The organism is Edaphobacter sp. HDX4 (genome assembly GCF_036877565.1).
Taxonomy (GTDB): domain Bacteria; phylum Acidobacteriota; class Terriglobia; order Terriglobales; family Acidobacteriaceae; genus Edaphobacter.
In genome coordinates, this window is record NZ_JAEDXW010000020.1 from 13,820 (window position 1) to 39,253 (window position 25,434).

Consider the following 25,434-nt stretch of genomic DNA (forward strand, 5'->3'; position numbering starts at 1 on the left):
GACACGAGAAATGGTGGGTGGCGATGATATGGGATGTAGAAGGGCTAACGCAGTTAGGACAAGAGATTGACCGTAAACCAGGAAGAATGATCTCGGCCGCGAAAGAGCTGCTTAAGGTGCGCGATCGCAATGGCAGCGTGGGGCCTCTGATTGCAAACCCTTTGCAGCTGTCCTTCGAACAACGGCGAGGACAATCAAACATCGTGCTGAAGGCCAGGCAGATGGGGGTGACGACCTGGGTTGCAGCACGCATGTTCATCAAGACGATCACGGCAAAGGGGGTGTTGACGGTTCAGGTAGCGCAGACTCGCGAGGCAGCGGAGGGGATCTTCCGCATGGTGCAGCGCTTCTGGGAGCAGCTGCCGAAGGAGGCGCAAGAGGGTCCGCTGCGGCGCAGCCGGGCGAACTCGGGGCAGATGTGCTTCCCGGAGCTCGACAGCGAATTTCGGATTCTCAGCGCAGGTGACTCCGGAGCGGGGAGGGGCCTGTCGATCCAGAACCTGCACCTGAGCGAGGTCAGCCGGTGGCCGGGAGATGCGCAGGAGACGCTGGCTGGCCTGCGTGCCGCGCTCTCGCCGTCGGGAGAACTGGTGATCGAGTCGACTCCGAACGGTGCTTATGGCTGCTTCTACAGCGAGTGGAACCAGGCGAGGGAGAACGGCACGGTGCAGCACTTTTTCCCCTGGTGGATGGAACCCGCATATGTATCCGATGCAGTTACAGACCTGACGGCGGAGGAAAAGACGCTGGTCCTGGCGCATGGTTTGACGGCGAAGCAGATCGGCTACCGGCGAACGCTCGAGGCCAGCTACCAGGGTTTGCGATGTCAGGAGTTTGCCGAGGATGCGGTCAGCTGCTTTCGTGCGACGGGCGACTGCTGCTTCGACGTGGACGCGATCGAAGGCCGGCTTGCGCAGTTGCCTGAGCCGCTGGAGACGCGGCGAGGGGGAAATCTGCAGCTGTGGCTGCCCCCGTTGTCTGAAAACCGTTACCTGGTTTCTGTCGATACAGCCGGTGGCGGATCGGCCGGAGACTTCGCCGCCGTTCAGGTGATCGAGATCAGAACCGGACTGCAGTGTGCGGAGCTGCGTCAGCGCCTGAATCCTTTGGAGCTGGCGGCGGCTGCTGTGCAACTGGCACACGAGTATGGAGGTGCGGTGATCGCGGTGGAGCGCAACAATCATGGCTCCGGTGTGCTGGCCTATCTCGACAGCGTGCATCGCTACGCCAACGTCTACGCGATGGACGGTCTTGCGGGCTGGCTTACGACGGCAGGAAACAAGCCACGCATGATCGGCCACCTGGGGGCGCTGCTGGTGCAGTCTCCGGAGATCTTCGCCAGCGCTCGTCTGCTGGAGGAGTGCAGAACGTTTATCAATTGGCCCAACGGGCGTACGGGGGCTGCGCCGGGGTCACATGACGACTGCCTGATGGCGATGGCTATTGCGCAGTCGGTGCGCACGGAGCTGTTGACGCGCTTATGACGGGAGTGCGGGCGATCGGGACGAGTGGGCTCGGTCGCCCGCACCCTGTATTCTGCTGTTGCGAGAGGAAGAGAAGCTTTGGCAGTTCTGGCCGTACAGGCGATTCGAAGAATGCGGGGCGGAGCGCAGAGCCAGCTGATGCTGGGCGCAGACGGCAAGCTGTGGGTCGTGAAGTTCCAGAATAATCCGCAGCATCGCCGCGTGCTGGCCAACGAGTTCATTGCGACGCGGCTGGCCGAGGCCGCCGGGCTTACGGTGCCGGTATGTGATGTCGTGGAGGTGACCGACTGGCTGGTGAAGAACACTCTCGACCTGGTGGTGGAGCTTCCACGCGGGCAACGCGAGCGCTATAGTCCGGGGCTGCAGTTCGGGTCGCAGTTTGTCGGCGGCCTGATGCCCGGCCAGGTGGTGGACTATCTGCCCGATGCGCATCTGGACGAGGTGCGCAACCTGCGGGAGTTTGCGGGGATGCTGGTGATCGACAAGTGGGCCGGTAACTGCAACGGGCGGCAGGCGGTCTTCGAGCGGAGGCCGCGGGAGCGTAAGTATCGCGCGACCTTTATCGACCAGGGCTTCTGCTTCAACGCCGGTGAGTGGACCTTTCCTGATTCGCCGCTGCGGGGTGTCTACCAGCGCAACCGTGTTTATGCATCGGTGACCGGGTGGGAGAGCTTCGAGCCCTGGCTGAGCAAGGTTGAGGCGATGGAGGCCGATACGCTCTGGAGGATCGCCGAGCAGGTTCCGCCGGAGTGGTATGGCGGCGATATGACGGTGCTTGAAAGGCTGATGGAGCAGATGCTTGGCCGGCGGGAGCGGGTTCGCGAGCTGATTGCGTCGTTCCGCGACTCGAACCGGGAGCCGTTCCCGATGTGGAACAAGGTGACGAAGGTTGTGGTGCCCCGACAGTTCGCTGAGGCGGGCGGTGCGGGAAGATTTGTAATGTAGAGAAGTTGAGTGATGCACGATGGAGGTTGATTGGCGGATCGGGTCCCATGCGAGTTCTTCCTCATCCGGTATGTTCCGGATGTCGTGAAGGGCGAGTTCACGAACATCGGCGTGGTGTTGCGCGAGGCTGCAGAGGATCAGGGTGGCAAAGCGAACGCCGTGGTCCGATTTACGCGCGACTGGAGCCGTGTGCGCTGCATGGACGCGGACGCCGACCTCGCACTGCTGGAGGCGCTCGAGGGTGAGATCGCCGAGCGGCTGCGGCTGGGGGCCGCGGATACGAAGCCGGTCCTGACGCTGCTCGAAGACACGCTCTCGAACTCGGTGCAGATGACCGAGGCACGGGCATCGCTTGCGGAGAACATGACGGCGGAGCTTGAGCAGCTGATGCGGATGTATGTCGAGCCGCTGAAGGTGAAGCGCGAGCGCAGGACCACCGGCAGGGCCGCAATTGCGGGAGCGATGCGGAACGAGTTCGAACGCGCGGGGGTGTGGGGGCTGATGCGGAAGCGCATCGCTGCCTCGCTCTACACGCGGCCGGGCGATCCGATGAAGATTGACTGCGGTTACCGGACCGATGCGACGGCCACCAGCGCAGGCAGCGTGGTCCGGATGTTCCAGGCGGTTTCGCTGGAAGGAGACGTCGAAGCGGCCAAGGGGTTCGCGTACTCTGCGCCACAGTTGCGCGAAGGCGTAGAACGGCTTGAGAGCGCGAGGCTGGAGCTGACGGCGGTGGTCGAGCCGGTGAAGAGAGGGAACAGCGAAGAAGACGAAGCGCTGGAGCGGTATCGCTTCGGCGTGGAGGCGATGGAGCGCGAGGCGATTCGCGTGGTCACGCTGAGTGATCTGGCGCGAGTGGCCGAGACGGCGCGGCTGGAGTTGAGAGTGTAGCGGGACCCGCATAGAAAACGGCAGCGGAAGAGAGATGCAGGGCATGGCCAACAGGCTGTGCCCTTTCGGTTTTTAAGGCAGATCACAGCGAAGGATGAGGTGAGCGAATGGGAGTTCGTGAGGCAGTCATGGATGTCTGGCAGAGGGTGGCGGGTGTCGATGCGGCAGCCGCGGCAACAGGCGCGGGAGACAGGAAGACGAGGATGCTGCCTGCCGTCCTGACGCCCTATCGTGCAGGGCGTTCCGGTCAGGACGATCTGCCCAAGCCGACGCCGGTCAATCTGCGCCGGTTCGCCGAGACACCTGTGGTGCGGCGCGCCATCAACGTGGTGAAGGACAAGGTCGCCAGCATGGACTGGCAGGTTCGTGTGCGGCGAGGATACAGCACTGCCGAGGTGGAGAACGCTCAGGAGAGGCTCGCTATCCTGCGTCGCTGCCTTGAGGAGCCTAACGGAGCCGACAGCTTTCGCGTGCTGTGGGAGCAGGTGATCGAAGACCTGCTGGTCGGCGGCTTCGGCGCGGTGGAGATGGAGGCGACGGGGGATCCGGCCCAGCCATTTCACCTGTGGGCAGTCGATGGGGCCACCATCCAGGTAGACAGCCGCTGGCAGGGAGATCTGTCGAAGCCGCGATACGCACAGGCCACGGGCGGGATCGGGGCCGACTCTCAGATTGCTCTGCGCGATGACGAGCTGATGTACATCCGGCTGAATCCGCGGACGCATACACCGTTCGGCCTGGGCAGGCTGGAGGTCGCGTTCGAGACCGTGAACCAGTTTCTCAGCGCGCACCGATATGCGGGCCGTCTGGCTTCGAACTCCGTCGTGCAGTATGCACTTTGGCTCAACGAGGCTACGCCCGAGCAGCACGACCGCCTGATTCGCTGGTGGCAGGATGAGATTGAAGGCACGGGACGCGTTCCGGTGCTGAGCAGCGAGAAGAAGCCCGAGGTGCTACGCTTCGCCGGCGGTACGGATGCCGACCTGCGGCTGCAGTGGCAGGAGATGCTGATCCGCATGATCGCCAACGCGTTCGAGCTTCCGCCGATGCTGCTGGGCGTTGCCAGCGACGTCAATCGCTCGACCGCAGCGGAGCTGGCGGACGAGGCCTTCCAGGGCGCGATCGTTCCTGTGGCCAAGCTGATTGCGGAGCACATCACCCGCGACCTCTTCGCCAAGAAGCTTGGCTGGCGGGAGTTCGAATTCTGCTTCAACGAGCTGGAGGGTCGCGACGAGGCCAGCGAGGCTGCCATCCAGAAGACGCTGATTGAAGCCGGTGTCCTGACGGTCGATGAGGTTCGTTCGATGCGCGGCCTGCCACCGCTCGCAGCCACGGGGGTGCAGCAGTGAGGATTACGATCGACAATCTCGATGGTGCAGGAGCGCGGGATTACAGCGCAGCAGTCGCAGCAGATGGACCGCTGAAGATCGAGCGCACGCTGAATGCGCCTTCACGCTGCACGGGGGTGCTGGATGTAAGTGCGACGACCTTGCCTGCTCCTACCCGGCGCGGGCGCGTTGTGGTGACCTCCGACGAGGGGACGGTGTTGTTTACCGGCTACCTCGCGACGGAACCCGCGAGCGTCTACGCAGGTGTGGCGACGACGGGCGCGGTGCACCGGCTCTCGTTCAGCGCCGTCAGCGACGAGTGGTTGCTCGACAAGCAGACCATCGCCGCAGGGAGCACGGGACTGGCGCAACCCAGCGGCGAGCTGCTGCGGACCCTGACCAGCCGCGTCGATTCCGGGCTCTTCGTCACTGATACCGTTCAGGACGGCAGTATCGTCGGGGTCTTCGCGCCTTCGCAGAGCTCCACATGGTCCGGCAATGCCGGTGATATCGCAAACGCGGCCTACGCATCCTACCGCGTGCTGGATGGTGCCGTGACGCTGCGGACGGCGGGTGCAACCACGCACGTGCTGAACGATGGCGACGGCACGCTGAACGTTGCGGCACTGAGGACAGCGTCGATACGCGAGCTTGCCGACGATGTGACGCTGAGCGGCGATATGGAGCCGGCGGCGTATATCTTGGAGACCTTCCAGGGGGACAGCACGACGAGCGTCTTCGATCTTGCCCAGGCGCCGTATCGTCCCGGGCGCATTACGCCGTCGGCTGCCAGCATGACGGCCTCGCAGATCTTTCTCGACAGCTTCAACCAGGGGGAGATCAATCCGCGAATCTGGCAGAGGAATGATCCGGGATCGTTTCTTTCGATTACCTCGTCGGGGCTGTCGGTGACGGGAGGCAACGGGCTCGATGGGCAGACCACGCTGACGGCGCTCGACCTGATTGAGATGGGAGGAACGCTGATTGTCGAGGCAGGCAGCGTCGTGCTGAGCAGTCCAAGCACGGGAATCGTATGCGGCCTGTACAACGGGCCGGTGCTCAGCGCCAACTGCTTTGCCGGTTACAACGTGCGACAGAGCGCGGGCACGACAATGCTGGTGCCGTTCGTGAACGGCGCCGAGGTGGGCACGCCGTTCACGATGCTCAACGGGCATAGGTACACGCTGCGCATCCGGCTGCACTGCCCGGAGACGGAGCGTGTGCTGCAGACGTGGTACACGATGGTCGATGGTGTGATGGAGTCTTTCGGCGGCGGCTCGGTCGAAGCGCCCATGTCGCTGCTGTTCGAGCTGGTGGACCAGGGCGTATCGTCGAGCACACCCGCGACGGTGCTCTATTCAGGGCAGGTCTCGACGTCGCCTTCGCGATGCAGCTTCGCCGCGGTGGATAGTGTGGAACTCGTCGGCTCGCTGGGATACTGCCGGGTCACGCAGGCAGGCTCCATCTGGATGGTGAGCACCTTTGCGGATGGTTCGCAGCAGACGAGGATGACGGGCGCCGCGGGCGAAGGTGTGGACTGCATGGTCTCGCCAGCGGGCAGAATTACGTTCTTCTCCGGAAGGATTCCTGTTGTGGGCGAGCGGATCACAGTCTGGTATCGCGGCCGCAGACGTTCCGTGGCGCGGCTGAGCGATGCCGCCAGCATCGCCGCCGAGCAGCAGGGCGGAATCCCCGGAGCGGCCCAGTGGATGGGTAAGGTGATGCATCCGCCGGCGCGCAGCTCGCAGGACTGCGAGACGGCGGCGGAGGCGGTGTTGCGTTTTGCCTCCAGCCGCTCCGCTGCGGTAGCGGGAAACTACACCATGGTGAATCCGCCCGACGACATCTGGCCCGGAGACGTGCTGGATATAAGGTCTGCGGATGACTCGTTGAAGGTGATCGTACGCAGCATCACCATCGACGATGCCCATGCCGTTCCCGAGGTGATGGAGTACCGAATCGCCTTCGCGAACGACTGGGCGGAGGGGCTGGGGCTAAAGCTGTCGGAGTCGGTCGCGGTGGATGCGCTATTGCCGGAGACGGCGGCGAGCGCGCCGGGATCCGTGCTGCCGAACCTGCAGAATCTGCAGCTGGTCAGCGCGACCGGGACGCAGCTGCAGATCGATGCGGGAATGAATCCTCCCGCGGGCGGCGGCTTTGAGGTGCGCCGGCGCGACTGGGACTTCGGTCCTTACGTGGATCAGGATCTGGTCCTGCGAAGTCCGGTGCGCAGCTTTTCGATTCCGCGGGAGGCACAGGTCGAGCGCTACTACGTGCGCATGTACGACGGATCGAATCCGCCAGTGTATTCGCGATTTTCGAGTGCGGTGTTTACCGATTTACCCGTGTCCTAGACGGCCTGGGTGGGGAGCGACATGATGACTGAATTTGAAGGACAGGTTCTGGGGGACCTGCGTGTCTTGAAGAGCCAGATGGACCAGCTGATGGGGATCGGCCAGCCGGGAAGGCTGACCCAACTGGAAGAGCGCGTGGAGCGGCATGAACGCAGCGTGCAACGCGTGAAGGGCTTCACGACGGCTATCGGCGCACTTGTGACACTGACCCACCTGGCGATCGACTACTTCCGGCGATAGCACAACCAGACTAAAGGAGAACAGACGATGGATTTTCTGAAGATATTCCTGCGTGCCCTGGCGTTTCTGCCAGCCGCGCTGCACGGCACAGAGGCCATGCTTGGACAGGGCGGAGGCGAGCACAAGAAGAAGGCTGCGCTTGAGATTGTCGGGGCAGCCATCAACATCACCGACGCGGTCACGTCGAAACAGATCGTAGATGCGGACCGCTTTACCGCGGGCCTGAGCGCCATCGTCGACGGCGTCGTCGAGTGCCTGAATGCCAGCGTGTGGGCGAAGGGCTGAAGAGAGCTTACGCGTCTCTGCCACCCGGCGGCCTTTACCATCGAGCGGTTTTGCCGGTTCGGCGGAGGCGCGTAAGCTTAAGACAGACCTGCTTCATCATGGATTTACTCTTCAAACAAAACGCTGAGCCGGATGACCGGCTCGCACACATTCACCGTCTGCTGCTGGGATACTTTGGCGAACAGAAGCCTCGTGAGCCGTGGGACCCGCTCTCGCAGTTCATCTACTCGCTGCTGTCTTCGCGCACCAGGACGGAGACGACCTACGAGGTAGTCCGGCAGCTGCGGGCAAGGTTTGGGACGTGGGAGAATCTGCGTGACGCGCCGCTGGCGGAGATAGAGGAGGCTATTCGTGACGTCTCGTTCCCGGAACAGAAGGCCGTGCAGCTGAAGGCCTCGCTCGAAGGAATTACGTTGCGGTATGGCAGCCTTACGCTGGACTTTCTGGCCCGCTATCGCACGGACAAGATCCGGGCATGGCTGGAACAGTTCCCAGGGGTAGGGCCCAAGACCAGCGCCGCCGTGGTGAACTTTTCCACGCTGCGGCGGAGGGCGCTGTGTGTTGATTCGCATCACCTGCGCGTGACGCAGCGGCTGGGCCTGACTCCGCGAGCCGACGCGGCGACGACGGAAGAACGTCTGATGCGGATGGTTCCTGAGACCTGGACGGCGGAGATGCTGGACGAGCACCACCAGCTGATCAAGCAGCTGGGCCAGAAGATCTGCACGTTCTCGGACCCGAAGTGCGCGGAATGTCCGCTGTTGAAGCTGTGTCCCTATGGGCAGAAGACAGTCTCCGTTGAGGAGCAAGAAGCGTCGCTCGATCGCTCAGCGTCCGCACGACAGCAGATCAGGCAGACAAACTTTTAGCAGCAGCGCAAAGTTGTTGCCGAAAATGAGCAAAGGGTTGCCTTGCGTGGCGAATTTTTTTCTCTTTTGACGGAATCTCCTTCTGAACTTCCTCCACTGTCGACGTAAACTACTGAAATAATTGCCGATACTCATCGAACTTTGGTCCTCAGCATTCGGCCCTTCGAGTGCTAATGAGGTTAGTATCTGCGGGTTATCGTGCTTTTCCTTTTGCAGAGGAGAGGAGTAGCACGATGTCCTGCGGGGATCTATCTCATAGGACCGAAAATGATCAAGAAACTATTGCTTGCACTTCCCGTCTGTTTGCTTACGATCGTCTCCGCCGCAAAGGCCGACACCATCGGACCATCGTGCGGCTCCTGCCTGGGGTCCACCTACACATTGAGCTACAACACCACTGCGAATCCGAACGTGTTTGACGTCTACCTGACTATCGACACGAGCGGCTTTACAAACGCTTCTACAGACCGGCTGAATTCTGTCGCGTTGAAGCTGACATCTCAGTCTTCAAACATCGCTTCGGTATCGCTCGTTTCGCCCATCCCGGCGGGATTCAGCACAACTGTATCCACCGGTCTCAACGCCAATGGTTGCGCCGGCGGCGGCGGCGGCTTCTTCTGCTCCGAGAGCAGCGGTCTTGGCCTCGCGGTGGGTGATCCGGCTGACGTCTACACCTTTGAATGGCAGCTCACGCTGACATCACCGGGAGCCTTGTTCACCGGAATAGATGACGCATCCGTAAAGGCGCTGTATGTAACGTCCCAAGGCAGGCAGAACGGCATCACGTCGGAGGACATCACTTTGTCCAAAGGTACCAGCCCTGTTCCAGAGCCGTCGTCGCTGATGCTGCTGGGGACCGGTGCGATCGGACTTGCCGGAGCTCTTCGCCGCAAGTTCGTTGCTTAGACAGAGCATTAGAAATAACCTCCGCACGATTGGTGCGGAGGTTATTTTCTTTGCACTCAGTTGACCTTCATTCCGGCATCGACATCGAGGACCAGGAGAGATCCCTGGACCAGCATGGAATGAATTTTGAGGGTGGAGAGAGAGAATACGTAGCCGGTCGTCTCGGCGGAATGGCTGAGCAGCTGCCGCATGAGATCCGCGGCGTTGACCTTCATCTGCTGCGGAAGCTGATGGCTGAGGAAGGGAACGAGCAGGAAGTTCAATTCGCGTGAGTCGCTGAGATGGTCGATGCGGGCGTCGCGAAAGCCGATCGTCTCGCCCTGTGCGTCCGGAAGCACGGAGACGTCGACATCGCGGGTGAGCGAGACCCCGACACAACTGCCGTAGACGCCAGTTCCCAGCTTGGCGCGAGTGTGCAGGTGGACGATGAGCCGATCCTGCTCGAAGGTGATTCGCGGTTTTTCCGCATAGACGTAACAGGCAGACCTGGCGTCGCCACGAAGGTAGTAGCGTCCGTCAGGAGCATTGAAGAGCTGCGTCTTGAGGGTTCGTTCCAGCGCCTGGGCGGAGATGCTGACGTCAGTGGCGTGTGCGGGAACCAGAGCGGCCAACAGCAGGATGCAGAGCGAAAGCGCGCGGTGCATAGGATAAGCATACTGGCAGAGCAGGCGGCTCGGTATCACACGAAGGTTGACGTCGCTCGCGGTGAGACTACACTGTTGTCCACGCGAGCTCGGTGATATACCCGAGCCTGCCGCACACAGGGCCCTGCAGTCGATTCCGAAAGAGCGGAGCGCGATGGGTATGGTGGGTCAGGTGTTTGCGGGCGCAGGGCTGGGTCTGCTGGTAGGGATACTGGTAGGGCTGTCGGCCTCGCCGGTCGTCTCGGTCATCCTGGGATCGATTGCAGCCGGGCTGGTGACGCTGCTCGGTTTTGTCAGCAAGGGCGAGTCGGCCTATGAGGGCTCCGTGGTGCGGCTCGGCAGCTTTGGCGTCGCATGCGCGATTGCGGTCGTCCTTGGGCTCTTTATTCGTACGTACAACATTGCTTCCCCCTCGATCTCGCTGCAGGTGGAGGAGATACGGAAGGCGGGTTACAGCCCGGAAGAGGCGCGCCGGTGGGTGGCGTACCGGAACCTGGGAGCGAATCTGGATTCTGCATCGGCAGGCGAGAAGCCTCATGAGACGGCCAGCGTTACTCCTGCGGCGAGCAGCGTGCTCTTCAGCGGGACCGACCGCGGCGAGTGCAGGCACTTCGATCCGACGCAATACAAGGACACGGCAGAACACATCAACGCTTTGCGGCTCTCAGGTGGAAGATATGCAGCATATGCTGACAAGATCGCTTCGATGGATGCGAACCAGCAGAAGACGGCGCTCGAAGGTCTTCGCCTGCTCTTCTGTCCGCTGTAGAACGGCGGTCGGGCTGCTGCTGATCGCGGCCGGGTTTGCGCTTCTTCTAACGGGGCCGCATGTCCTGGCGGCCGGATACCAGTTCAACGCGAACGTCTACGACGAGGTCAAACCGGCCATCGTGCGGGTGTCGTGCAGTGATCGATCTGCGACAGGATTTCTATGGTCCGGCACAGACACTGCCGTAACCGCGTGGCACGTGGTTGCGGGTTGCGGAAATGTAACCGTCTACTTCGAAGCTCAGCGGGTTTCGCGGTCGGCCACCGTGGCCAGGGTGCTTCGTCATGCAGACCTGGCGTTGCTGAAGATCACGGATCCACCGGCTGGCCGGGTCCTGGTGGCGGAGACAGTGGCGCCATCGCTGACCGAGCCGTTATCCGTCCTGGGATATCCGCTGCAGGTTCCGAGCATGACGAACACACCACTGCAGCTTCGCTATGGCGGCAAGACGCTGCGGAATATTGTGCCTGAGTCGGTTGCGCAGGCGCTGTCCGGAGGTTCGCCCAGCCTTGATCTCGAGATCGACTTCATAGAAGGACACCTGCTTCCGGGAAACTCCGGCGCACCGATCTTCAATCAACAGCGAAAGATCGTCGCCATTGCGGATGGTGGTCTGGAGAACGGCGCGGCGGCAGTGAGCTGGGGAATTCCGGCGAAGTTTCTCGCGCAGCTCGCCGCTTCCCACGAAAGCACCAACACGCAGCAGGGTGTGGGCGCGGGAGCAAGGCAGATGCACGTGTTGTTTGCCGCGGAGTCGGAGGTAAAGAACCGGGGAGAGATCACCTGCTCCGGCCTGACGCTGACGAAGCTGCGGACGACGAGCTTTTCGCAACTTGCCAAGTCGGTGGACAGTCCGTTGGGACTCTATCAGCTGGTGCAGTTCTTCCAGGTCAACCCGTCGAACTTCAACTTTGACGTCTACCAGCACCTGCCCTCTGGGGCGACCTTCGTCGTGCCTGAAGGAGCGCAGCTGAGTCAGGACGGGCGAGGCGATTGTGTCGCTTCTGCCTCGACCGGGCATATCGAGCTTCACCTGCAGGTCGGCGTATTTGGATCGGTCGCGGAGGCGCAGGCGAAGTCACAGGCGTTTGAGCTGGCATGGGCGGGAGGGAACGCCCGGGGATGGATCGCCGACCCTCAGTGGTCGAACTGGGTGCCGTACTCTCGCTTCGATGGCCTCGTCGTGCAGCGTCGTGCTTATACGCACGTCAGCGATATCTACCCAAGCTTTATGGATCAGTACGGCTTTGAGACGGTGGCGATCCGGAGAAATGTGTTCATCGGCCTTTCGAGCCGATACAGCTGGACGCCGGAGCTTTCGCAACAGCTGACCGCCTGCAGGATGATGCCGACCGCACCGGCCTGCAGCGAGGCAGTGCGATTTTTCGCGAACTGGGTTAAGTCAGTGCTGTCGGTGCAACTAACGACCTTCCCGGTAGGATGAGCCGCACACCATATCAGCGCGTACGCGCCTGCTCGAGCCAGCCTTCCATCTGCTGGTGTCCGACGAGTCCTGCCTGTTGCGAGACAAGCTTCCCCCCGTTGAAGACTGCGAAGTTAGGAATGCCGCGCACGTTGTAACGCGCGGAGAGCTGCGGGTTCTTTTCGGTATCGACCTTCAGGACAAGCGCGCGGCCTGCGGAGTCCGCAGCAGTGCGCGCGACCTCGGGAGCGGCCATGCGGCAGGGGCCGCACCAGTCGGCCCAGAAGTCGACCAGGATGGGAACGCGTGCGTTCTGCACGATCTCGTCGAAGAGCTGGGTGTCGACGGCGAGCGGCTCGCTGACAGGGGCGAGCTCATTTTTGCAGGCCCCGCAACGGCCGGTATTGGCGAGATGCGTTGCGGGAATGCGGTTCTTCTGGCCGCAGTTGGGGCAGGTGCGGATAACGGGCATGGCATTCTGGCTCCATTCCGTTGGATGCGCAAAGAAGCGGCCCGGATACAGGCCGATCAGGTGCGGCGGCGATAGCGGATAGCAAACTCATACCCGGTATTGGGCGGGAAGAGCTTCGCGACCAGACGCAGGCGCTCCGCCAGAGCGTGAGGAGCCAGCAGCGGATACTCGCGCTCACGGAGCTCGGCGTAATCGAAGTCGATGGAGAGCGAGAGAAGGTAGATGGCGATGGCGTCGGAGAAGGCGCTCTCGAGGAAGCTGGTCTTGGCGCGCTCATCGACGGTCGGCTTGCCCTCGGCTCGACCGGGAAGAGAGAGATTGCGGCTCTCCCAGGCGTCCTGCGAGGTCTCGCCGCGAACGTCGGCCACAGCCTGATCCCAGATAAGCTGCTGGAAGCTTTCAGGGACTCCGGCGACATCCACGAAGGCATGGCCAACGTTGATGAAGAACTCAAAGGCGAGGGCGAAGCGGTCGCCGAGAAGGCGTGTGGAGATGAAGACTCCCTCGAAGTTGTCGAGGGTGACGTTGCGATGGCAGATGGCCTTGTCGCCCAGTTCGCTGGTGTAGGCCGGGGCTACCAGGGTCGAGTCGCCGGCGCGGCCTTCGCTGAGTGCGAGAGGGACGAAGTAGTAGGCCTTGCGCGCCAGAGCGGAGGCGATCGCCGAGGGTACGGCCTGCACCATGCGTTCCAGCTCGGTGCCGTCGAGACTGTTGTCTCCAAACGCCGCGAACGCAATTCCATTGGGTGCGTGACGAACCGTTGTTTCGCGAGCCACCTGTACGGCCCGCAGTAATCCGTTTTGAACGCCTTCAGCCATAAAGCAGTATTCTACTGGTATGACGCCAGGATCGCAGGGAGAAGGAATAACCAGGAACTCGCACGATGGGAAAGGTACACTTTTCGGTGTCCCGATGGGAGACCTGGGGTGGTTTGCAAGCCTCCTGATGGGAGCCGCCGCAGGGTTTTGCGCCTTCTTTTTCGCGACGTTTCTTGGGATCTTCGGAATCCTGTTCTATAACACCGCAACCCATCACAATGTGGACCTCGCCCTGAGCTACCGGTACGGCGGCCTGACCGCAGGCATTATCGTCCTGATTGCTGCGTGGGGATATCTGGGGACGATGTGGGTTCGGCGGATTACCCGCAAGAGCTAAGCCGCAGAACTGCTGGTTCTGCCGGGTGCAGATAAGCTTCGCGGTATCGAACTGAGACTCCGTGCCTTCAGGCCTTCGAGACAGGACGTGCCGTGCCTTTCGACGCCGATAGAGAGCCACCACTCTTTTTGCACTGGTTGAGAACGACGATCTTGCCGTCGGGACGAAGAGTGTAGGTGGGCGGTAACGTCGAGGCGCACTTGTTCTCCCGGCGGAGGGGAAGGCGCACGATCTCGTACCACTTGCTCTGGTAGGGATGGAGGTCGACGTGAGGAACGGTCTGCATGGTCTGTCCCTTCGCCTGGGCGAGGCAGACAGAGGCTCAGCAGAGGAGGAGCAGTACCAGGGTGAGAGCGCGTAGTCCTGGCGTCTGCATCGTTGCTGTCTGCTGCGATGCAGACGCCGGGACAGAGATATGCCCCTGTTTAGGTGGCTTTGCGCTGGAAGGAGGTCTTCTTGGTTCCGGCGAAGGAGTCCTTCGCCTTGATTGCGGTGTTGGATGTGCTGGAGAAGTTCTTGCCATTCTTCTGCGCCGCAGCCTTCTCGCGCAGTGCCTGCAGCTTCTGCGCCTTAGGGCCGAGGCCGCCGATCTTGGCTCCGCTGGGCTTCGGGATGAAATCACTCATGATGAGATTTTCTCATGCAGGCGCCCGTTTTGATTGTCCATCGAACGATCTCTCCACCTCCGGGACCAGCCGTTCGTCCGGAGGCCATCTGCTATTCTTCGTTATCCGCCCCACCATAACTGCCCCTGGAGGAATATCAGGCATGTCATTCGTTCGCACATTTGCGACTTGGATCTGCTGCACGGCTGCTGTCGCGACCCTATCTCTTCCCTCCGTCGCCGCAGAGAAGAAGGCACCCACGAAGCAGTCCGTTCCGGAGACACCCTCTTACTACGGCTCTCAGCCCACCAGCGAGAAGCTGGACCTGACGATGTATGCTCGCATTCGCGAAGAAGGCTTCAAGCACTCGCATGTGATGGAGTTTGCCGACGCGCTGACGAACGGCATTGGGCCGCGGCTGACGGGTTCTCCGAATATGGCGAAGGCCAATGCGTGGACCAAAGAGACGTTGACGAAGATCGGCCTGGAGAATGCCCGCCTCGAGGACTGGGGCGAGTTCGGGATGGGCTGGCAGCAGGTGAATACGTGGGGCAGGATGATAACGCCCGATCCGGAGCCGATCTGGCTGCAGGCGGCGCCGTGGTCCAAGGCGACCACCGGACCGCTTACCGGTGAGGCCGTCTATGTCAACATCCGTGACGCCGGCGACCTGGAGAAGTTCAAGGGGAAGCTGAAGGGCAAGATCGTCCTCTTCGGCGCAATCCGGACGACGCCCGATCTGACCGAACCGCTGTTTCGCCGTTATACCGATGAAGATCTGAAGGAGATGGAGACCTACCCGGTCACGGCACCCAACACCCAGTTGCTGGCCGAGCGCAGACGGCAGGCGGAGCTGCGTGGCGAGGCGTTGAAGATGATGACCGCCGAGGGAGTCGCCGCCATCATTACTCCGTCGCGCGACGGACGCAATGGCGGTGGTACCGGAATCATCTTCGATGACAACGGAGCGAATCTGGTCCGCGGCGCGCAGACCAGGGAGAACGCCGTCACGATTCCCAACGCGGTGATGATGATTGAGCACTACAACCGCATCGCCCGCCTGCTGGAGCACAACGTTCCCGTGACGCTCGAGCTAAATATCGAGACAAAGTTTACGGGGGATCACGAACATGGATTCGACACGGTTGCGGAGATTCCCGGCAACGATCCGAAGCTGAAGGACCAGGTGGTGATGGTTGGCGGGCATCTGGACAGCTGGATCTCCGGAACCGGCGCGACAGACAATGGTGCGGGGTCGGTGGTGGCGATGGAGGCCGTCCGCATCCTGAAGGCTCTCGACCTGAAGCCGCGCCGGACGATCCGTATCGCCTTATGGTCGGGAGAAGAACAGGGTCTCTTCGGTTCGCAGGGTTACGTGAAGCAGCACTTCGGAACCTTTGCCGACCCGGAGCATCCCGACCCAGCATCAACACCGAGCTTTATGCGGCGACGTGGCAAGCTGACGACCACCAAAGAGTGGGAGACGCTGGACGCCTATTACAACCTGGACAACGGGACAGGCAAGGTTCGCGGTGTCTACACGCAGGAGAACTATGCGATTGCACCGATCTTCGCTCAGTGGATCGCTCCGCTGAAGGATCTTGGCGTCACCACTCTGAGCTATAGAGACACCGGAGGCACTGATCACCTGTCGTTCGACGCCGTGGGGCTGCCGGGCTTTCAGTTCATCCAGGATCCAATGGACTACGAGACGCGCACGCATCACTCGGACATGGACACGTTTGATCGGCTCCATGCTGACGACCTTGAGCAGGCCGCGGTGGTGGAAGCGATCTTCCTCTACAACACCAGCGAGCGTGAGGCCATGATGCCGCGGAAGCCGTTTCCGCATCCCGAACTCGATCAACAGAAGACAGCACCTATCCCGGGGATCTATCCAAACGCATCTGAGACGAAATAAAAGCAGGATCGAAGACCGGAACAGACGGCGAGGGCAATGCTCTCGCCGTTTTTGTTTGCCTGAAGTTTGCATCGCTGCGGTATTGTGAAGCGACGCTGGAAGCCGGGCCCCGCTGTTTCACTTTGTACGAGGAGTGATCTATGGCTACGAAGAAGGCTGCACGAACGTCGACTGCGAAGAAGTCCCCTGCCAAGAAGACAACAGCGAAGAAGACAACGAAGAAGCCGGATCCGCGGGCATCCTGGCCGCGCAGGAACGTCGTCCCCGACAGTATCGATCTGCGTGACCGTCCCTACATGCCGTCGGTCATGATGATTCCTGCGGAGATGCTTGCCCCTGGGGTGGATATCCCGGTGCTGAACCAGCAGACGACGAGTGCATGCACGGGCTTTGCGTTGGCCAGCGTTATCTTCCACCTGCAGTGGAAGGCAAAGCGGGAGAAGAGTCCGCAGCCGGTCTCGCCCTTCATGCTGTACTCGATGGCGCGGCGATACGACGAATTTCCGGGAGATCCCACCAAGGACACAGGATCGAGTCTGCGCGGAGCCATGAAGGGCTGGTACAAGTACGGTGCCTGCTCCGCGAAGCTATGGGAGGCGGAGGCGATGCCGCCCGCCGCGGTCAATCCTGAAGATGACTGGTGGCAGGACGCGGTTCGCCGCCCGCTGGGAGCTTACTATCGCGTCGACACCCGAAGCGTGACCGACATGCAGATTGCGCTGAACGAGATTGGCGTGCTCTACGCGAGCGCGGTGTGCCACGAAGGCTGGATGGAGGGGCTGAACGTCAAGGCGGCTGCGAGGCATCGCGAAAAGACGGGTGAAGACTACTGGGTGATTCCGCGCAAAGCGAGAACCCCGGCGGATGGAGCGCACGCCTTCGCCATCGTTGGTTATACGCGAGAGGGCTTCATCCTTCAGAACTCCTGGGACACCCACTGGGGAACCGGAGGCCGCGCTGTTCTGACCTATCAGGACTGGATCGAGAACGCGATGGACTGCTGGGTTGCACAGCTGGGCGTCACGACCGATCTCCACACGGAGATTGCAAGCTCGACCACACTGCGGGTGAAGCAGGGCCGGGTTCAGCTTGCGAGCGACGAGACGCTGCGGAACCGCGAGATTGGTCCCTTCATCATCGATATGGAGAACAATGGGCGGCTCAGCAATACCGGCGACTTCCGCACACAGGACAGCGATGTCGCCGCGCTGCTGAACCAGCAGCTGGGTAAAGCCAGAGAGACGTGGGGGCTGCGCGACAGCCAACCGGTCGACGTTGCCATCTACGCTCACGGCGGCTTGACCTCTGAGGGCGATGCCGCAAAGACCGCGGCCCAGTGGATACCCGCAATGTATGACCGGCAGATCTTCCCCCTCTTTCTGATGTGGGAGACGGATTTTCTCTCGACCCTGAAGGATATCTACACCGATATCGTCGCCAAGCAACCACGCGCTACCGGTGCCCTTCTCGATCGGGTGAAGAGCTGGTGGGACGCTCGTCTGGAGAAGCTGCTTACGGTTCCGGGCTCGGCCACATGGGGGCAGATGAAGCAGAATGCCGACGCCATCTCGAGCGCGCCCGACGCTGGCGGCCTGAAGCTGTACGAGGCAAGCCGGAGTTCGCCGTACTTCAAGGATCCTTCCAAGGTGAAGCTGCACCTGATCGGTCACTCGGCGGGAGCGATCGTTCACACCTACATCGTCGACCGGCTCAAGTGGAACTTCCAGAGCGTGAACTTCATGGCCCCCGCAGTCCGGGCCGATGTGTTCGCGAGCCTGGTTGTACCCGCCATTCGAAGCGGAAAGGTGAAGCAGTACAACCAGTTTCAGCTGACTGACGAGATGGAGCAGAAGGACCCGACCTGCAAGCCGATTCTGGACTACAGCCGCTCGCTCCTGTACCTGGTTTCGCAGTCGTTCGAGAAGGGCGAGGTCACGCCGATCCTGGGAATGGAGCGTTACTTCAACAGCGTAATCGCTCCGCTGGGACTAGCCAATGTGAGCATCTTCAAGGCTCCCCAGCAATATTCCAGAAGCACGACCCACGGAGGCTTCGACGACGACCCGACGACCAGGGAGAAGATTCTTTCGCTGATCAAGAGCTGAGTTTTCGATCGAGCGCTGCGCAAGACATGGGATGGGTAGGCTGCATCGTGAGCGCAGAGGACGTGGCAGAGATACTCTCCATCGATGGCCTTCGAGACCGTGAACTTTATGGCGCCGGCAGTTCGGACAGACGAGTTCAGCCTTCTCTGTTGCTGCGGAGCTTTTTTAATCGGGCAGTCATAGATCTTTCACCGTGCATGAGTACACCTTGATCGAGGGCGGCGAGCCGGCCTTCCCAGTTGACAAGGAGAAATCATGCATAAGTTTTTTGCGAGCACTGTCGCCAGTCTGATGGTGGCAGGACAGATCTTCGGGCCCGGTTTCGCATCCGCAACACAACTCCCCAGTTCCATCTTCAAGCAGCCTTCTCACGGCAACAGTGAGACGGCGACTCCGATCAAGCACCTGGTTGTGATCTTCCAGGAGAACGTCTCCTACGATCACTACTTCGGAACCTACCCTTACGCTCTTAATCCCAAAGGCGAGCCAAAGTTCAAGGCCAATGCGGATACTCCTCAGGCGAACGGATACACGGACGGACTGCTGTACAACAACCCGAACTTTCTGAATAAGACACTGAACGGCGCTGCTGCCTCGAATCCGTTCCGGCTGGATCGTTCGGAGGCGGCGACGGCTGACCAGGACCACGATTACACCCCCGAGCAGCAGGCGATGCACGGTGGCCTGATGGATGGCTTCCCGAAGTACACCGGCACCCCCGGGCCCCCGCCGGCGAACCACACGAACAACAGCCTGGTGATGGGATACTACGACGGCAATACGGTCACCGCACTCTGGAACTACGCCCAGCAGTTCGCGATGAGCGACAACTCCTTCGACACGACCTTCGGCCCCTCGACTCCGGGGGCAATCAACCTGATCTCGGGCCAGACGGGCGGTGTGACCGACAGCCAGAGTGCCGGCGATTCAGTCGTTCCTGACGGAAGCGGCGGTCTGACGCTGATCAGCGATTCGGATCCGATTGGCGACGTGTGTTCCGGTTCGAGCACAGTGCGCTTCGGCGGCCAGAATATCGGCGACCTGCTGAACAGCAAGGGCGTCAGCTGGGGATTCTTCGAGGGCGGGTTCGATCTGACAGCCGTGAACCCGAACGGGTCAACCGGCTGCAGCCGCAGCACGACCTCCGTGGTGACCAAAACGAAGAAAGCTGATTACATTCCGCACCACCAGCCCTTCCAATACTATCTTTCGACGGCAAATCCCACGCATGCCCGGCCATCGTCGCCACGGGCCGTCGGCTATTCGGGCGATCCGGCAAACCATCAGTACGATATGAGCGACTTCTACGCAGCGGTTCGAGCGGGTAACTATCCGGCGGTGAGCTTCCTGAAGGCACCGGGATACCAGGATGGTCATGCCGGCTACTCCGATCCGTTGGATGAGCAGGCGTTCATCGTGCAGGTCATCAACTTCCTGCAAACACAGTCGCGAGACTGGGAGCATACGGCGGTCGTGATTGCCTACGACGACTCCGACGGCTGGTACGATCACCAGATGCCTCCGATCGTGAACCAGTCCTCTTCGGAGGCCGATGGCCTGCTGGCCCCGGGTTCGTGCGGCGACGGATCGACAGCTCTCTCCAGCCCGACGGCGCTACATGCCCAGGGCCGCTGCGGCTATGGTCCCAGGCTGCCGCTGATGGTGATTTCGCCCTACGCCAAGCAGAACTTCGTCGATCACACACTTACCGACCAGAGTTCGATCCTGCGATTCATTGAAGACAACTGGGTTGGCGGACAGCGCATTGAAGGCTCGTTTGACAGCCGAGCGGGCTCACTGGAAAACATGTTCGACTTCAGGCGTCCGCGACCCGGCGTCTTCCTGCTGGATGAGAATACCGGAACACAGCGTTGACGGAAACGAAACATAACTAAACAACAATAGGTGGTAAACCAACCGGGTGCTGCGTCCTTTGGGGCTGCGGCACCCTGTTCGCGTCTGCGAGGAAACATTGATCTCACGGAGAAGATTTCTGCGGCGGGCCGGCACAATTGCCTCTGGGCTCTCGCTACAGAGAGCAGTTACGGCAAGCGGGATGGCCCCAGCAGCGAAGGCGCTGGATCCTGCACGGCTGAGCCCCTGGGTCGACCCGCTGCCGCTTCCATCTCTAGTGAAGGGCACCGGCATGCGGCCTGATCCTCAAGACGCGACGAGGCAGATTCCGTTCTATCGGATAGAGATTGAGGAGATCTACCAGAAGGTACACCGCGATCTGCCCCCGACGAGGATGTGGGGCTTCAACGGAACGTCGCCTGGGCCGATCTTTGAGACGCGCAGCGGCCAGGGACTGATGGTGGAGTGGGCAAATCGTTTGCCTGCGAAGCATTTTCTGCCGATCGACCATACGTTATGTGGTGCCGAACCGGAGAAGCCGGAGGTGCGATGCGTGGTCCACCTGCACGGCGGAAGAACGCCGGCAGCAAGCGATGGCTACCCGGAAGACTGGGTGGTGCCGGGTAAGTCGTTCACCTGTCACTATCCAAACCGGCAGGACGCGGCGCTGCTCTTCTATCACGACCACACAATGGGGATTAACCGCCTCAATATCTATGCAGGATTGCAGGGGCTGTTCGTCATCCGCGACGATGCCGAGGACGCGCTGAACCTTCCCAAGGAAAGGTACGAGATCCCGCTGATGCTCTGTGACCGTTTCCTGCGTGCGGACGGACAACTGGAGTATCCGGTCTCGGGTGACGAGAAGAAGCCGTGGGTGCCTGAGGTCTACAGCAACGTGATGCTGGTAAACGGTGCTCTTGCGCCGTATCTGGATGTGGAGCCGCGCAAGTACAGGTTCCGCGTCATGAATGGATCGAACAGCAGGTTCTTCCGCCTGTCACTGGGTGAACTTCTGGAGATGCAGATCATCGGCGGCGATCAGGGTCTCCTGCAGGCGCCAGTGAAGACGAAGCGCGTCCTGCTGACTCCGGCCGAGCGCACGGATATCGTCTTCGATTTCAGTCAGTATGCTGGCCAGAAGATCGTCCTCAGGAGCGACAGCTTCGACATCCTGCAGTTTCGTGTTGCCAAGACTCCCGTGACGGATGAGAGTGCGCTTCCGGCGATGCTGCGGCGGGTCGAACGGATTCCCGAAGCCAACGCGATCCAGACACGCCGGCTGACGCTGGACGAGACGATGAACGACGTGCAGGAGTCCATGGGAATGCTGCTGAACAAGACTCCCTGGCATGCGCCGGTGACCGAGAAGCCCGCACTGAGCACGACGGAGATATGGGAGCTGGTGAACCTGACCGAAGACACCCACCCCATTCACCTGCACATGGTGCGATTCCAGCTGCTCGATCGAAGGCGCTTCGACGTCTTTGATTTTCAGGATACGGGCGAACTTCGCTATACGGGCCGACCGATTCCACCGGCCGCGGAGGAGGCGGGGTGGAAGGACACCATTCGCTGCGAAAAGGGTTATGTCACGCGGATCATCGTTCCGTTCGAAGGCTATGCCGGGCGTTACGTCTGGCACTGCCATCTGCTGGAGCACGAGGATAACGAGATGATGCGCCCCTATGAGGTTCTTCCTACATAGTGACGAAATTGAGGCCTCCGGACGAGCCGGGAAGGTCGGTTTCGTTGTAGGCTGGGCGGGTGAGCGCAGACGAGGCAGCCGAGATACTTTCGCTCGACGGGCGTGAGGTGCGGGTCACCCATCCTTCGAAGCTGTACTTTTCCAAACAGGTTCGCGTCACCAAGCTGGATCTGGTTCGCTACTTCCTGAGCGTCGCACCGGGATCCCTGCAGGGGATTCGAGATCGCCCGATCGTGCTGAAGCGCTTCGTCAATGGGGCGGAGGCTGAGCCTTTCTACCAGAAGCGTGCGCCCGGTGACCGACCTGAGTGGATTCGTACGGTCACACTCTCGTTTCCCTCAGGACGGACCGCGGAGGAGATCGTCATCGATGACACGGCAGGCCTGGCATGGATCGTCAATCTTGGCTGTATGGAGCTTCACCCGCATCCTGTTCGCACCGGCGACCTGGAGCATCCGGACGAGCTGAGGGTCGATCTCGATCCCATACCGGGTGTCGGCTGGGACGATGTTCGACGGGTCGCCATGGAAGTGAAGGCGATGCTCGAAGAGGTCGGCCTGCGAGGTTGGCCGAAGACGAGCGGGTCGCGCGGGATGCACGTCAACGTTCGGATCGAGCCGTGCTGGACCTTTACCGAGGTTCGCCGGGCGGCCATTGCCCTTTCGCGTGCGGTCGAAAGGCGGGTACCGCAGCTGGCCAGCTCCAAGTGGTGGAAGGAAGAGCGGCACGGCGTCTTTCTGGACTACAACCAGAACGCAAAGGATCGCACCACGGCTGCAGCATATTCCGTGCGGCCCCTGCCGGATGCCCGGGTCTCGACGCCGCTTGCGTGGGAAGAGGTGCTGGAGTGCGATCCGGGTGATTTTACGGTCTTCACGGTTCCAGAGCGCTTCGCCAGCAAAGGCGATCCGCATGCCGAGATGGACCGCGAGGCTGGTTCGCTGGAGGGCCTGCTGGAGCTCGCCGCCCGTGACGAGGCCGAGGGCCTGGGGGATGCTCCCTGGCCGCCGCACTTTCGCAAGATGGAAGGCGAGGGAAGGCGTGTGGCTCCATCACGCGCGAAGAAGAGTTCCGCCAAAAAGGCCGTCGCGATGAAGGAGGCCGCCTCTCCCGCGACGGGGAGAAGGCAGTCGAAGATGCCGCTGATCGTCGTGGCCAATTCGACCTCGAAGCAGGAGGCGCTGGATGGACTGGAGCGCTGGAAGTCGCGCCACGAGGAAGCTGCCAGGCTGCTGGCAGTGGATGATGTGCTGGTTGATTCAATGCGGGGAAGCTCTTCTACATGGACGCGGGTTCGCGTGAACCTGCGGCATGTCCCTGAGGAGATGCGGCCACCGCAGGAGACTCCTGACCCTGACGACGATCCCACGCGGAAGTGGCGAGAGACGCACGCTGCCGATGAGTCGGAGCAGGGCGAAAAACCGAAACGTGCGCGTAGAAAAAAAGAGTAGCTTGCCGAGCTCGGGCAATCTTCCAGGCAGGCCGCTGCCCTGCATCCAGACCGTATAATCGGGCCATGGACGCCTCACCGCTGGTTGGAGTCATCATGGGAAGCCGCAATGATTACGCGGTGATGCGTGGCGCCGTCGAGATGCTCGCCGAGTTCGGCGTTCCGCACGAAGTCCGCGTCGTCTCGGCGCACCGCACTCCCGATCTTCTCTTCGAATATGCACAGACTGCCGCCTCGCGTGGCCTTCGGGTCATCATCGCCGGTGCGGGTGGAGCAGCGCACCTTCCAGGTATGGTCGCGGCCAAGACGGTCGTTCCCGTGCTTGGTGTGCCGATCCCGGCGACATCGCTGCAGGGGATGGACTCGCTGCTGAGCATCGTGCAGATGCCGAAGGGGGTTCCCGTGGGAACGCTTGCCATTGGAGCGCCCGGCGCGGCAAACGCCGGCCTGCTGGCTGCCCAGATTCTGGCGACGACGGACAGCACACTGCGCGACAAACTGACTGCATGGCGAGCGGCGCGACGGGACGAGGTGCTTAGCCAGTCGATAGATGATGTCGAGGTAAAGGCTTGAGCAGGAAACAATCAGCAAACCCCATCCTTCCCGGTGCAACCATCGGAATCTTTGGAGGCGGCCAGCTTGGGCGCATGACCGCAATGGCCGCCCGCGCGATGGGATATCGTATCCAGGTTCTGGATCCGGACCCGGCGTGCCCGGCGCGGTTCGTGGTAGACGGGTGCATCGAGGCCAACTGGGACGACTCTCGAGAGGCCGCGAACCTGGCACGTGGATGTGACGTGGTGACGCTGGAGATCGAGCAGATCTCACTGGCGAGCATGGATGCCGCGGCCAACTATGCTCCCGTGCGGCCGGGGCGGGCGATACTCGCGGTCATCCAGGACAGAATTGAGCAGAAGAACTGGCTGCGAAAGAATGGCTTCCCGCTCGGGGACTACCGCGCCGTCAACTCGCTCGACGAGCTTCGCGACGCAATCGGCGAGCTGGGCGGAAGGTGCTTCTGCAAGAGCGCGACCGGCGGCTACGATGGCCGGGGACAGGGCAAGGTAGGGTTCCGGTCTGGTGCCGATCCTGAAGAAGAGGCGCGCGGAGCCTGGGAGGCGCTGGGCGAGGGTCCGGGAGTGGTCGAGAAGGCCCTTGAGCTGGAGCGGGAGATTTCGGTGCTGGTGGCCCGCAGTCCGTCGGGTGAGGTGAAGGTATATCCGGCGGCGTGGAACCATCATGAGAATCAGATACTTGCGTGGAGCGTGATGCCCGCACCCCTGACCGACAGCATGGCCACTGAGGCACGGCAACTCGCCGAAACCATTGCGGACACCTTCGAGCTTGAGGGCATTCTTGCGGTGGAGATGTTCGTCACGAAAGCTGGCGAGCTCCTGGTCAACGAGCTCGCTCCCCGGCCGCACAACAGTTATCACGCGAGCGAGCGCGCTTCCGTTACGAGTCAGTTCGAGCAACTGGTGCGAGCCGTGTGCGATCTTCCGCTGGGAGATGTGAGCACCGTGCAGCCATGCGCGATTGCGAATCTTCTGGGCGATGTCTGGCTGAACGAGGATGGCTCACCCCGGGAGCCGAAGTTCGATGCGGCACTGGCAGTACCGGGAGTGAGGCTGCATCTGTATGAGAAGCACCGTCCGCGCAAGGGGCGGAAGATGGGCCATCTGAGCGGCGTAGGAGCGACTCCGGATGAGGCGGTGGCGGCTGTGCTGCGGGCTCAGGAGCTGCTGTAGATCTTCCGCAAAATCGACTATCCGGCCTTTGTGCACGGTTGACGCCGTTCCCTTCAGCGATGCGATTGCTGGCAGCGCTTTCCCACTTTGAGAGGAGGGCTGAACTTCTGGTCGAATGATGTTCCTTACCGAAGGAACCGCAGATTCCTCCACTCCGCTGCGCTCCGGTCGGAATGACACCTCGAAGCGATCGGCTAATACAGTCTGGTTCAGAACCTCAACAATTACGATCCATTTTCCACAGCGCGTGGTATCTTCGTCTTGAGCTGCACTGATTT

At 61.4% G+C, this 25,434-nt stretch carries 24 protein-coding genes; 19 read left to right on the forward strand and 5 right to left on the reverse strand.

The features are described 5' to 3' along the window. The first annotated feature begins 86 nt into the window (after window positions 1-86). The 9 genes from JAO29_RS17520 (at window position 87) to JAO29_RS17560 (ending at window position 9,302) form a co-directional block, all read left to right on the forward strand. On the forward strand, window positions 87-1,484 hold the full coding sequence (locus tag JAO29_RS17520) for a terminase (protein ID WP_334269550.1): 1,398 nt from the start codon (window positions 87-89) through the stop codon (window positions 1,482-1,484). 78 nt (window positions 1,485-1,562) lie between these two features. Next, window positions 1,563-2,429, forward strand: a complete 867-nt coding sequence (locus JAO29_RS17525) for a HipA family kinase (RefSeq protein ID WP_334269551.1) — start codon at window positions 1,563-1,565, stop codon at window positions 2,427-2,429. Window positions 2,430-2,459: 30 nt separating this feature from the next. Further along, entirely contained in the window at window positions 2,460-3,320 is an 861-nt protein-coding gene (locus JAO29_RS17530) for a DUF3037 domain-containing protein (RefSeq protein WP_334269552.1), read from the forward strand. Window positions 3,321-3,427: 107 nt separating this feature from the next. Beyond that, window positions 3,428-4,669, forward strand: a complete 1,242-nt coding sequence (locus JAO29_RS17535) for a phage portal protein (RefSeq protein ID WP_334269553.1) — start codon at window positions 3,428-3,430, stop codon at window positions 4,667-4,669. Then, window positions 4,666-7,002: a hypothetical protein gene (locus JAO29_RS17540; RefSeq protein WP_334269554.1), complete on the forward strand. Its 2,337-nt coding sequence runs from the start codon at window positions 4,666-4,668 to the stop codon at window positions 7,000-7,002. The genes JAO29_RS17535 and JAO29_RS17540 overlap by 4 nt, the downstream gene beginning before the upstream one ends. Window positions 7,003-7,023: 21 nt before the next feature. Beyond that, entirely contained in the window at window positions 7,024-7,242 is a 219-nt protein-coding gene (locus tag JAO29_RS17545; RefSeq protein WP_334269555.1) for a hypothetical protein, read from the forward strand. A 27-nt stretch (window positions 7,243-7,269) separates the two neighbouring features. Continuing rightward, window positions 7,270-7,527 (forward strand): hypothetical protein, encoded by a 258-nt coding sequence (locus JAO29_RS17550; RefSeq protein ID WP_334269556.1) that lies wholly within the window; start codon window positions 7,270-7,272, stop codon window positions 7,525-7,527. Window positions 7,528-7,625: 98 nt separating this feature from the next. Further along, entirely contained in the window at window positions 7,626-8,396 is a 771-nt protein-coding gene (locus tag JAO29_RS17555) for an endonuclease III domain-containing protein (protein ID WP_334269557.1), read from the forward strand. Window positions 8,397-8,663: 267 nt separating this feature from the next. After that, window positions 8,664-9,302 (forward strand): PEP-CTERM sorting domain-containing protein, encoded by a 639-nt coding sequence (locus tag JAO29_RS17560; RefSeq protein WP_334269558.1) that lies wholly within the window; start codon window positions 8,664-8,666, stop codon window positions 9,300-9,302. Between the two features lie 56 nt (window positions 9,303-9,358). Here JAO29_RS17560 and JAO29_RS17565 read toward each other — a convergent pair whose 3' ends face one another. Beyond that, the gene (locus JAO29_RS17565; RefSeq protein ID WP_334269559.1) at window positions 9,359-9,946 is read right to left on the reverse strand and encodes a hypothetical protein; all 588 of its coding nucleotides are present in this window, start codon (window positions 9,944-9,946) and stop codon (window positions 9,359-9,361) included. Between the two features lie 160 nt (window positions 9,947-10,106). On the opposite strand from JAO29_RS17565, the gene JAO29_RS17570 reads away from it, so the two are divergent. Then, window positions 10,107-10,715 carry a hypothetical protein gene (locus tag JAO29_RS17570; protein ID WP_334269560.1) on the forward strand — a complete coding sequence of 203 codons (609 nt, stop codon included), beginning with the start codon at window positions 10,107-10,109 and terminating at the stop codon, window positions 10,713-10,715. Next, window positions 10,633-12,159: a S1 family peptidase gene (locus JAO29_RS17575; protein ID WP_334269561.1), complete on the forward strand. Its 1,527-nt coding sequence runs from the start codon at window positions 10,633-10,635 to the stop codon at window positions 12,157-12,159. Before JAO29_RS17570 ends, JAO29_RS17575 begins: the two co-directional genes overlap by 83 nt. Before the next feature lie 13 nt (window positions 12,160-12,172). On the opposite strand, the gene JAO29_RS17580 is transcribed toward JAO29_RS17575, so the two are convergent. Together JAO29_RS17580 and JAO29_RS17585 are read right to left on the reverse strand one after the other, a co-directional pair. Beyond that, window positions 12,173-12,610 (reverse strand): thioredoxin family protein, encoded by a 438-nt coding sequence (locus JAO29_RS17580; RefSeq protein ID WP_334269562.1) that lies wholly within the window; start codon window positions 12,608-12,610, stop codon window positions 12,173-12,175. 56 nt (window positions 12,611-12,666) lie between these two features. Next, window positions 12,667-13,428 (reverse strand): hypothetical protein, encoded by a 762-nt coding sequence (locus JAO29_RS17585; protein WP_334269563.1) that lies wholly within the window; start codon window positions 13,426-13,428, stop codon window positions 12,667-12,669. A 19-nt stretch (window positions 13,429-13,447) separates the two neighbouring features. Here JAO29_RS17585 and JAO29_RS17590 point away from each other — a divergent pair, with 19 nt between their 5' ends. After that, entirely contained in the window at window positions 13,448-13,765 is a 318-nt protein-coding gene (locus tag JAO29_RS17590; protein ID WP_334269564.1) for a hypothetical protein, read from the forward strand. 67 nt (window positions 13,766-13,832) lie between these two features. Here the strand turns inward: JAO29_RS17590 and JAO29_RS17595 are convergent, their stop codons facing one another. Both JAO29_RS17595 and JAO29_RS17600 read right to left on the reverse strand, forming a co-directional pair. Further along, the gene (locus tag JAO29_RS17595; RefSeq protein WP_334269565.1) at window positions 13,833-14,051 is read right to left on the reverse strand and encodes a lipocalin family protein; all 219 of its coding nucleotides are present in this window, start codon (window positions 14,049-14,051) and stop codon (window positions 13,833-13,835) included. Window positions 14,052-14,190: 139 nt separating this feature from the next. Further along, a complete protein-coding gene (locus JAO29_RS17600) occupies window positions 14,191-14,391 on the reverse strand; it encodes a hypothetical protein (RefSeq protein ID WP_334269566.1) in 201 nt (66 codons plus the stop codon). Window positions 14,392-14,533: 142 nt separating this feature from the next. On the opposite strand from JAO29_RS17600, the gene JAO29_RS17605 reads away from it, so the two are divergent. The 7 genes from JAO29_RS17605 to purK all read left to right on the forward strand — a co-directional run bounded on the left by JAO29_RS17605 (window position 14,534) and on the right by purK (window position 25,156). Continuing rightward, window positions 14,534-16,291 (forward strand): M20/M25/M40 family metallo-hydrolase, encoded by a 1,758-nt coding sequence (locus JAO29_RS17605; protein ID WP_334269567.1) that lies wholly within the window; start codon window positions 14,534-14,536, stop codon window positions 16,289-16,291. A 140-nt stretch (window positions 16,292-16,431) separates the two neighbouring features. Beyond that, window positions 16,432-18,396 (forward strand): C1 family peptidase, encoded by a 1,965-nt coding sequence (locus tag JAO29_RS17610; RefSeq protein ID WP_334269568.1) that lies wholly within the window; start codon window positions 16,432-16,434, stop codon window positions 18,394-18,396. A 255-nt stretch (window positions 18,397-18,651) separates the two neighbouring features. Continuing rightward, a complete protein-coding gene (locus tag JAO29_RS17615) occupies window positions 18,652-20,271 on the forward strand; it encodes a phospholipase C (RefSeq protein WP_334269569.1) in 1,620 nt (539 codons plus the stop codon). Window positions 20,272-20,452: 181 nt separating this feature from the next. After that, window positions 20,453-21,958 (forward strand): multicopper oxidase family protein, encoded by a 1,506-nt coding sequence (locus JAO29_RS17620; protein WP_334269570.1) that lies wholly within the window; start codon window positions 20,453-20,455, stop codon window positions 21,956-21,958. A 59-nt stretch (window positions 21,959-22,017) separates the two neighbouring features. Continuing rightward, complete coding sequence (locus JAO29_RS17625) at window positions 22,018-23,409, forward strand: DNA polymerase domain-containing protein (protein WP_334269571.1); 1,392 nt, start codon at window positions 22,018-22,020, stop codon at window positions 23,407-23,409. A gap of 65 nt (window positions 23,410-23,474) precedes the next feature. Next, a complete protein-coding gene (purE, locus tag JAO29_RS17630; protein ID WP_334269572.1) occupies window positions 23,475-23,981 on the forward strand; it encodes a 5-(carboxyamino)imidazole ribonucleotide mutase in 507 nt (168 codons plus the stop codon). Continuing rightward, window positions 23,978-25,156 carry a 5-(carboxyamino)imidazole ribonucleotide synthase gene (gene purK / locus JAO29_RS17635; protein ID WP_334269573.1) on the forward strand — a complete coding sequence of 393 codons (1,179 nt, stop codon included), beginning with the start codon at window positions 23,978-23,980 and terminating at the stop codon, window positions 25,154-25,156. Before purE ends, purK begins: the two co-directional genes overlap by 4 nt. Window positions 25,157-25,434 lie beyond the last annotated feature (278 nt).

Bases quoted from the DNA above. Each gene is read 5' to 3' on its own strand.
- JAO29_RS17595 (WP_334269565.1), bottom strand. From the start codon at position 14,051: ATGCAGACCGTTCCTCACGTCGACCTCCATCCCTACCAGAGCAAGTGG.
- JAO29_RS17600 (WP_334269566.1), bottom strand. From the start codon at position 14,391: ATGAGTGATTTCATCCCGAAGCCCAGCGGAGCCAAGATCGGCGGCCTC.
- JAO29_RS17605 (WP_334269567.1), top strand. From the start codon at position 14,534: ATGTCATTCGTTCGCACATTTGCGACTTGGATCTGCTGCACGGCTGCT.
- JAO29_RS17590 (WP_334269564.1), top strand. From the start codon at position 13,448: ATGACGCCAGGATCGCAGGGAGAAGGAATAACCAGGAACTCGCACGAT.
- JAO29_RS17610 (WP_334269568.1), top strand. From the start codon at position 16,432: ATGGCTACGAAGAAGGCTGCACGAACGTCGACTGCGAAGAAGTCCCCT.
- JAO29_RS17565 (WP_334269559.1), bottom strand. From the start codon at position 9,946: ATGCACCGCGCGCTTTCGCTCTGCATCCTGCTGTTGGCCGCTCTGGTT.
- JAO29_RS17570 (WP_334269560.1), top strand. From the start codon at position 10,107: ATGGTGGGTCAGGTGTTTGCGGGCGCAGGGCTGGGTCTGCTGGTAGGG.
- JAO29_RS17580 (WP_334269562.1), bottom strand. From the start codon at position 12,610: ATGCCCGTTATCCGCACCTGCCCCAACTGCGGCCAGAAGAACCGCATT.
- JAO29_RS17555 (WP_334269557.1), top strand. From the start codon at position 7,626: ATGGATTTACTCTTCAAACAAAACGCTGAGCCGGATGACCGGCTCGCA.
- JAO29_RS17535 (WP_334269553.1), top strand. From the start codon at position 3,428: ATGGGAGTTCGTGAGGCAGTCATGGATGTCTGGCAGAGGGTGGCGGGT.
- JAO29_RS17615 (WP_334269569.1), top strand. From the start codon at position 18,652: ATGCATAAGTTTTTTGCGAGCACTGTCGCCAGTCTGATGGTGGCAGGA.
- purE (WP_334269572.1), top strand. From the start codon at position 23,475: ATGGACGCCTCACCGCTGGTTGGAGTCATCATGGGAAGCCGCAATGAT.
- JAO29_RS17545 (WP_334269555.1), top strand. From the start codon at position 7,024: ATGATGACTGAATTTGAAGGACAGGTTCTGGGGGACCTGCGTGTCTTG.
- JAO29_RS17550 (WP_334269556.1), top strand. From the start codon at position 7,270: ATGGATTTTCTGAAGATATTCCTGCGTGCCCTGGCGTTTCTGCCAGCC.
- JAO29_RS17620 (WP_334269570.1), top strand. From the start codon at position 20,453: ATGGCCCCAGCAGCGAAGGCGCTGGATCCTGCACGGCTGAGCCCCTGG.
- JAO29_RS17560 (WP_334269558.1), top strand. From the start codon at position 8,664: ATGATCAAGAAACTATTGCTTGCACTTCCCGTCTGTTTGCTTACGATC.
- JAO29_RS17520 (WP_334269550.1), top strand. From the start codon at position 87: ATGATCTCGGCCGCGAAAGAGCTGCTTAAGGTGCGCGATCGCAATGGC.
- JAO29_RS17575 (WP_334269561.1), top strand. From the start codon at position 10,633: ATGCTGACAAGATCGCTTCGATGGATGCGAACCAGCAGAAGACGGCGC.
- JAO29_RS17585 (WP_334269563.1), bottom strand. From the start codon at position 13,428: ATGGCTGAAGGCGTTCAAAACGGATTACTGCGGGCCGTACAGGTGGCT.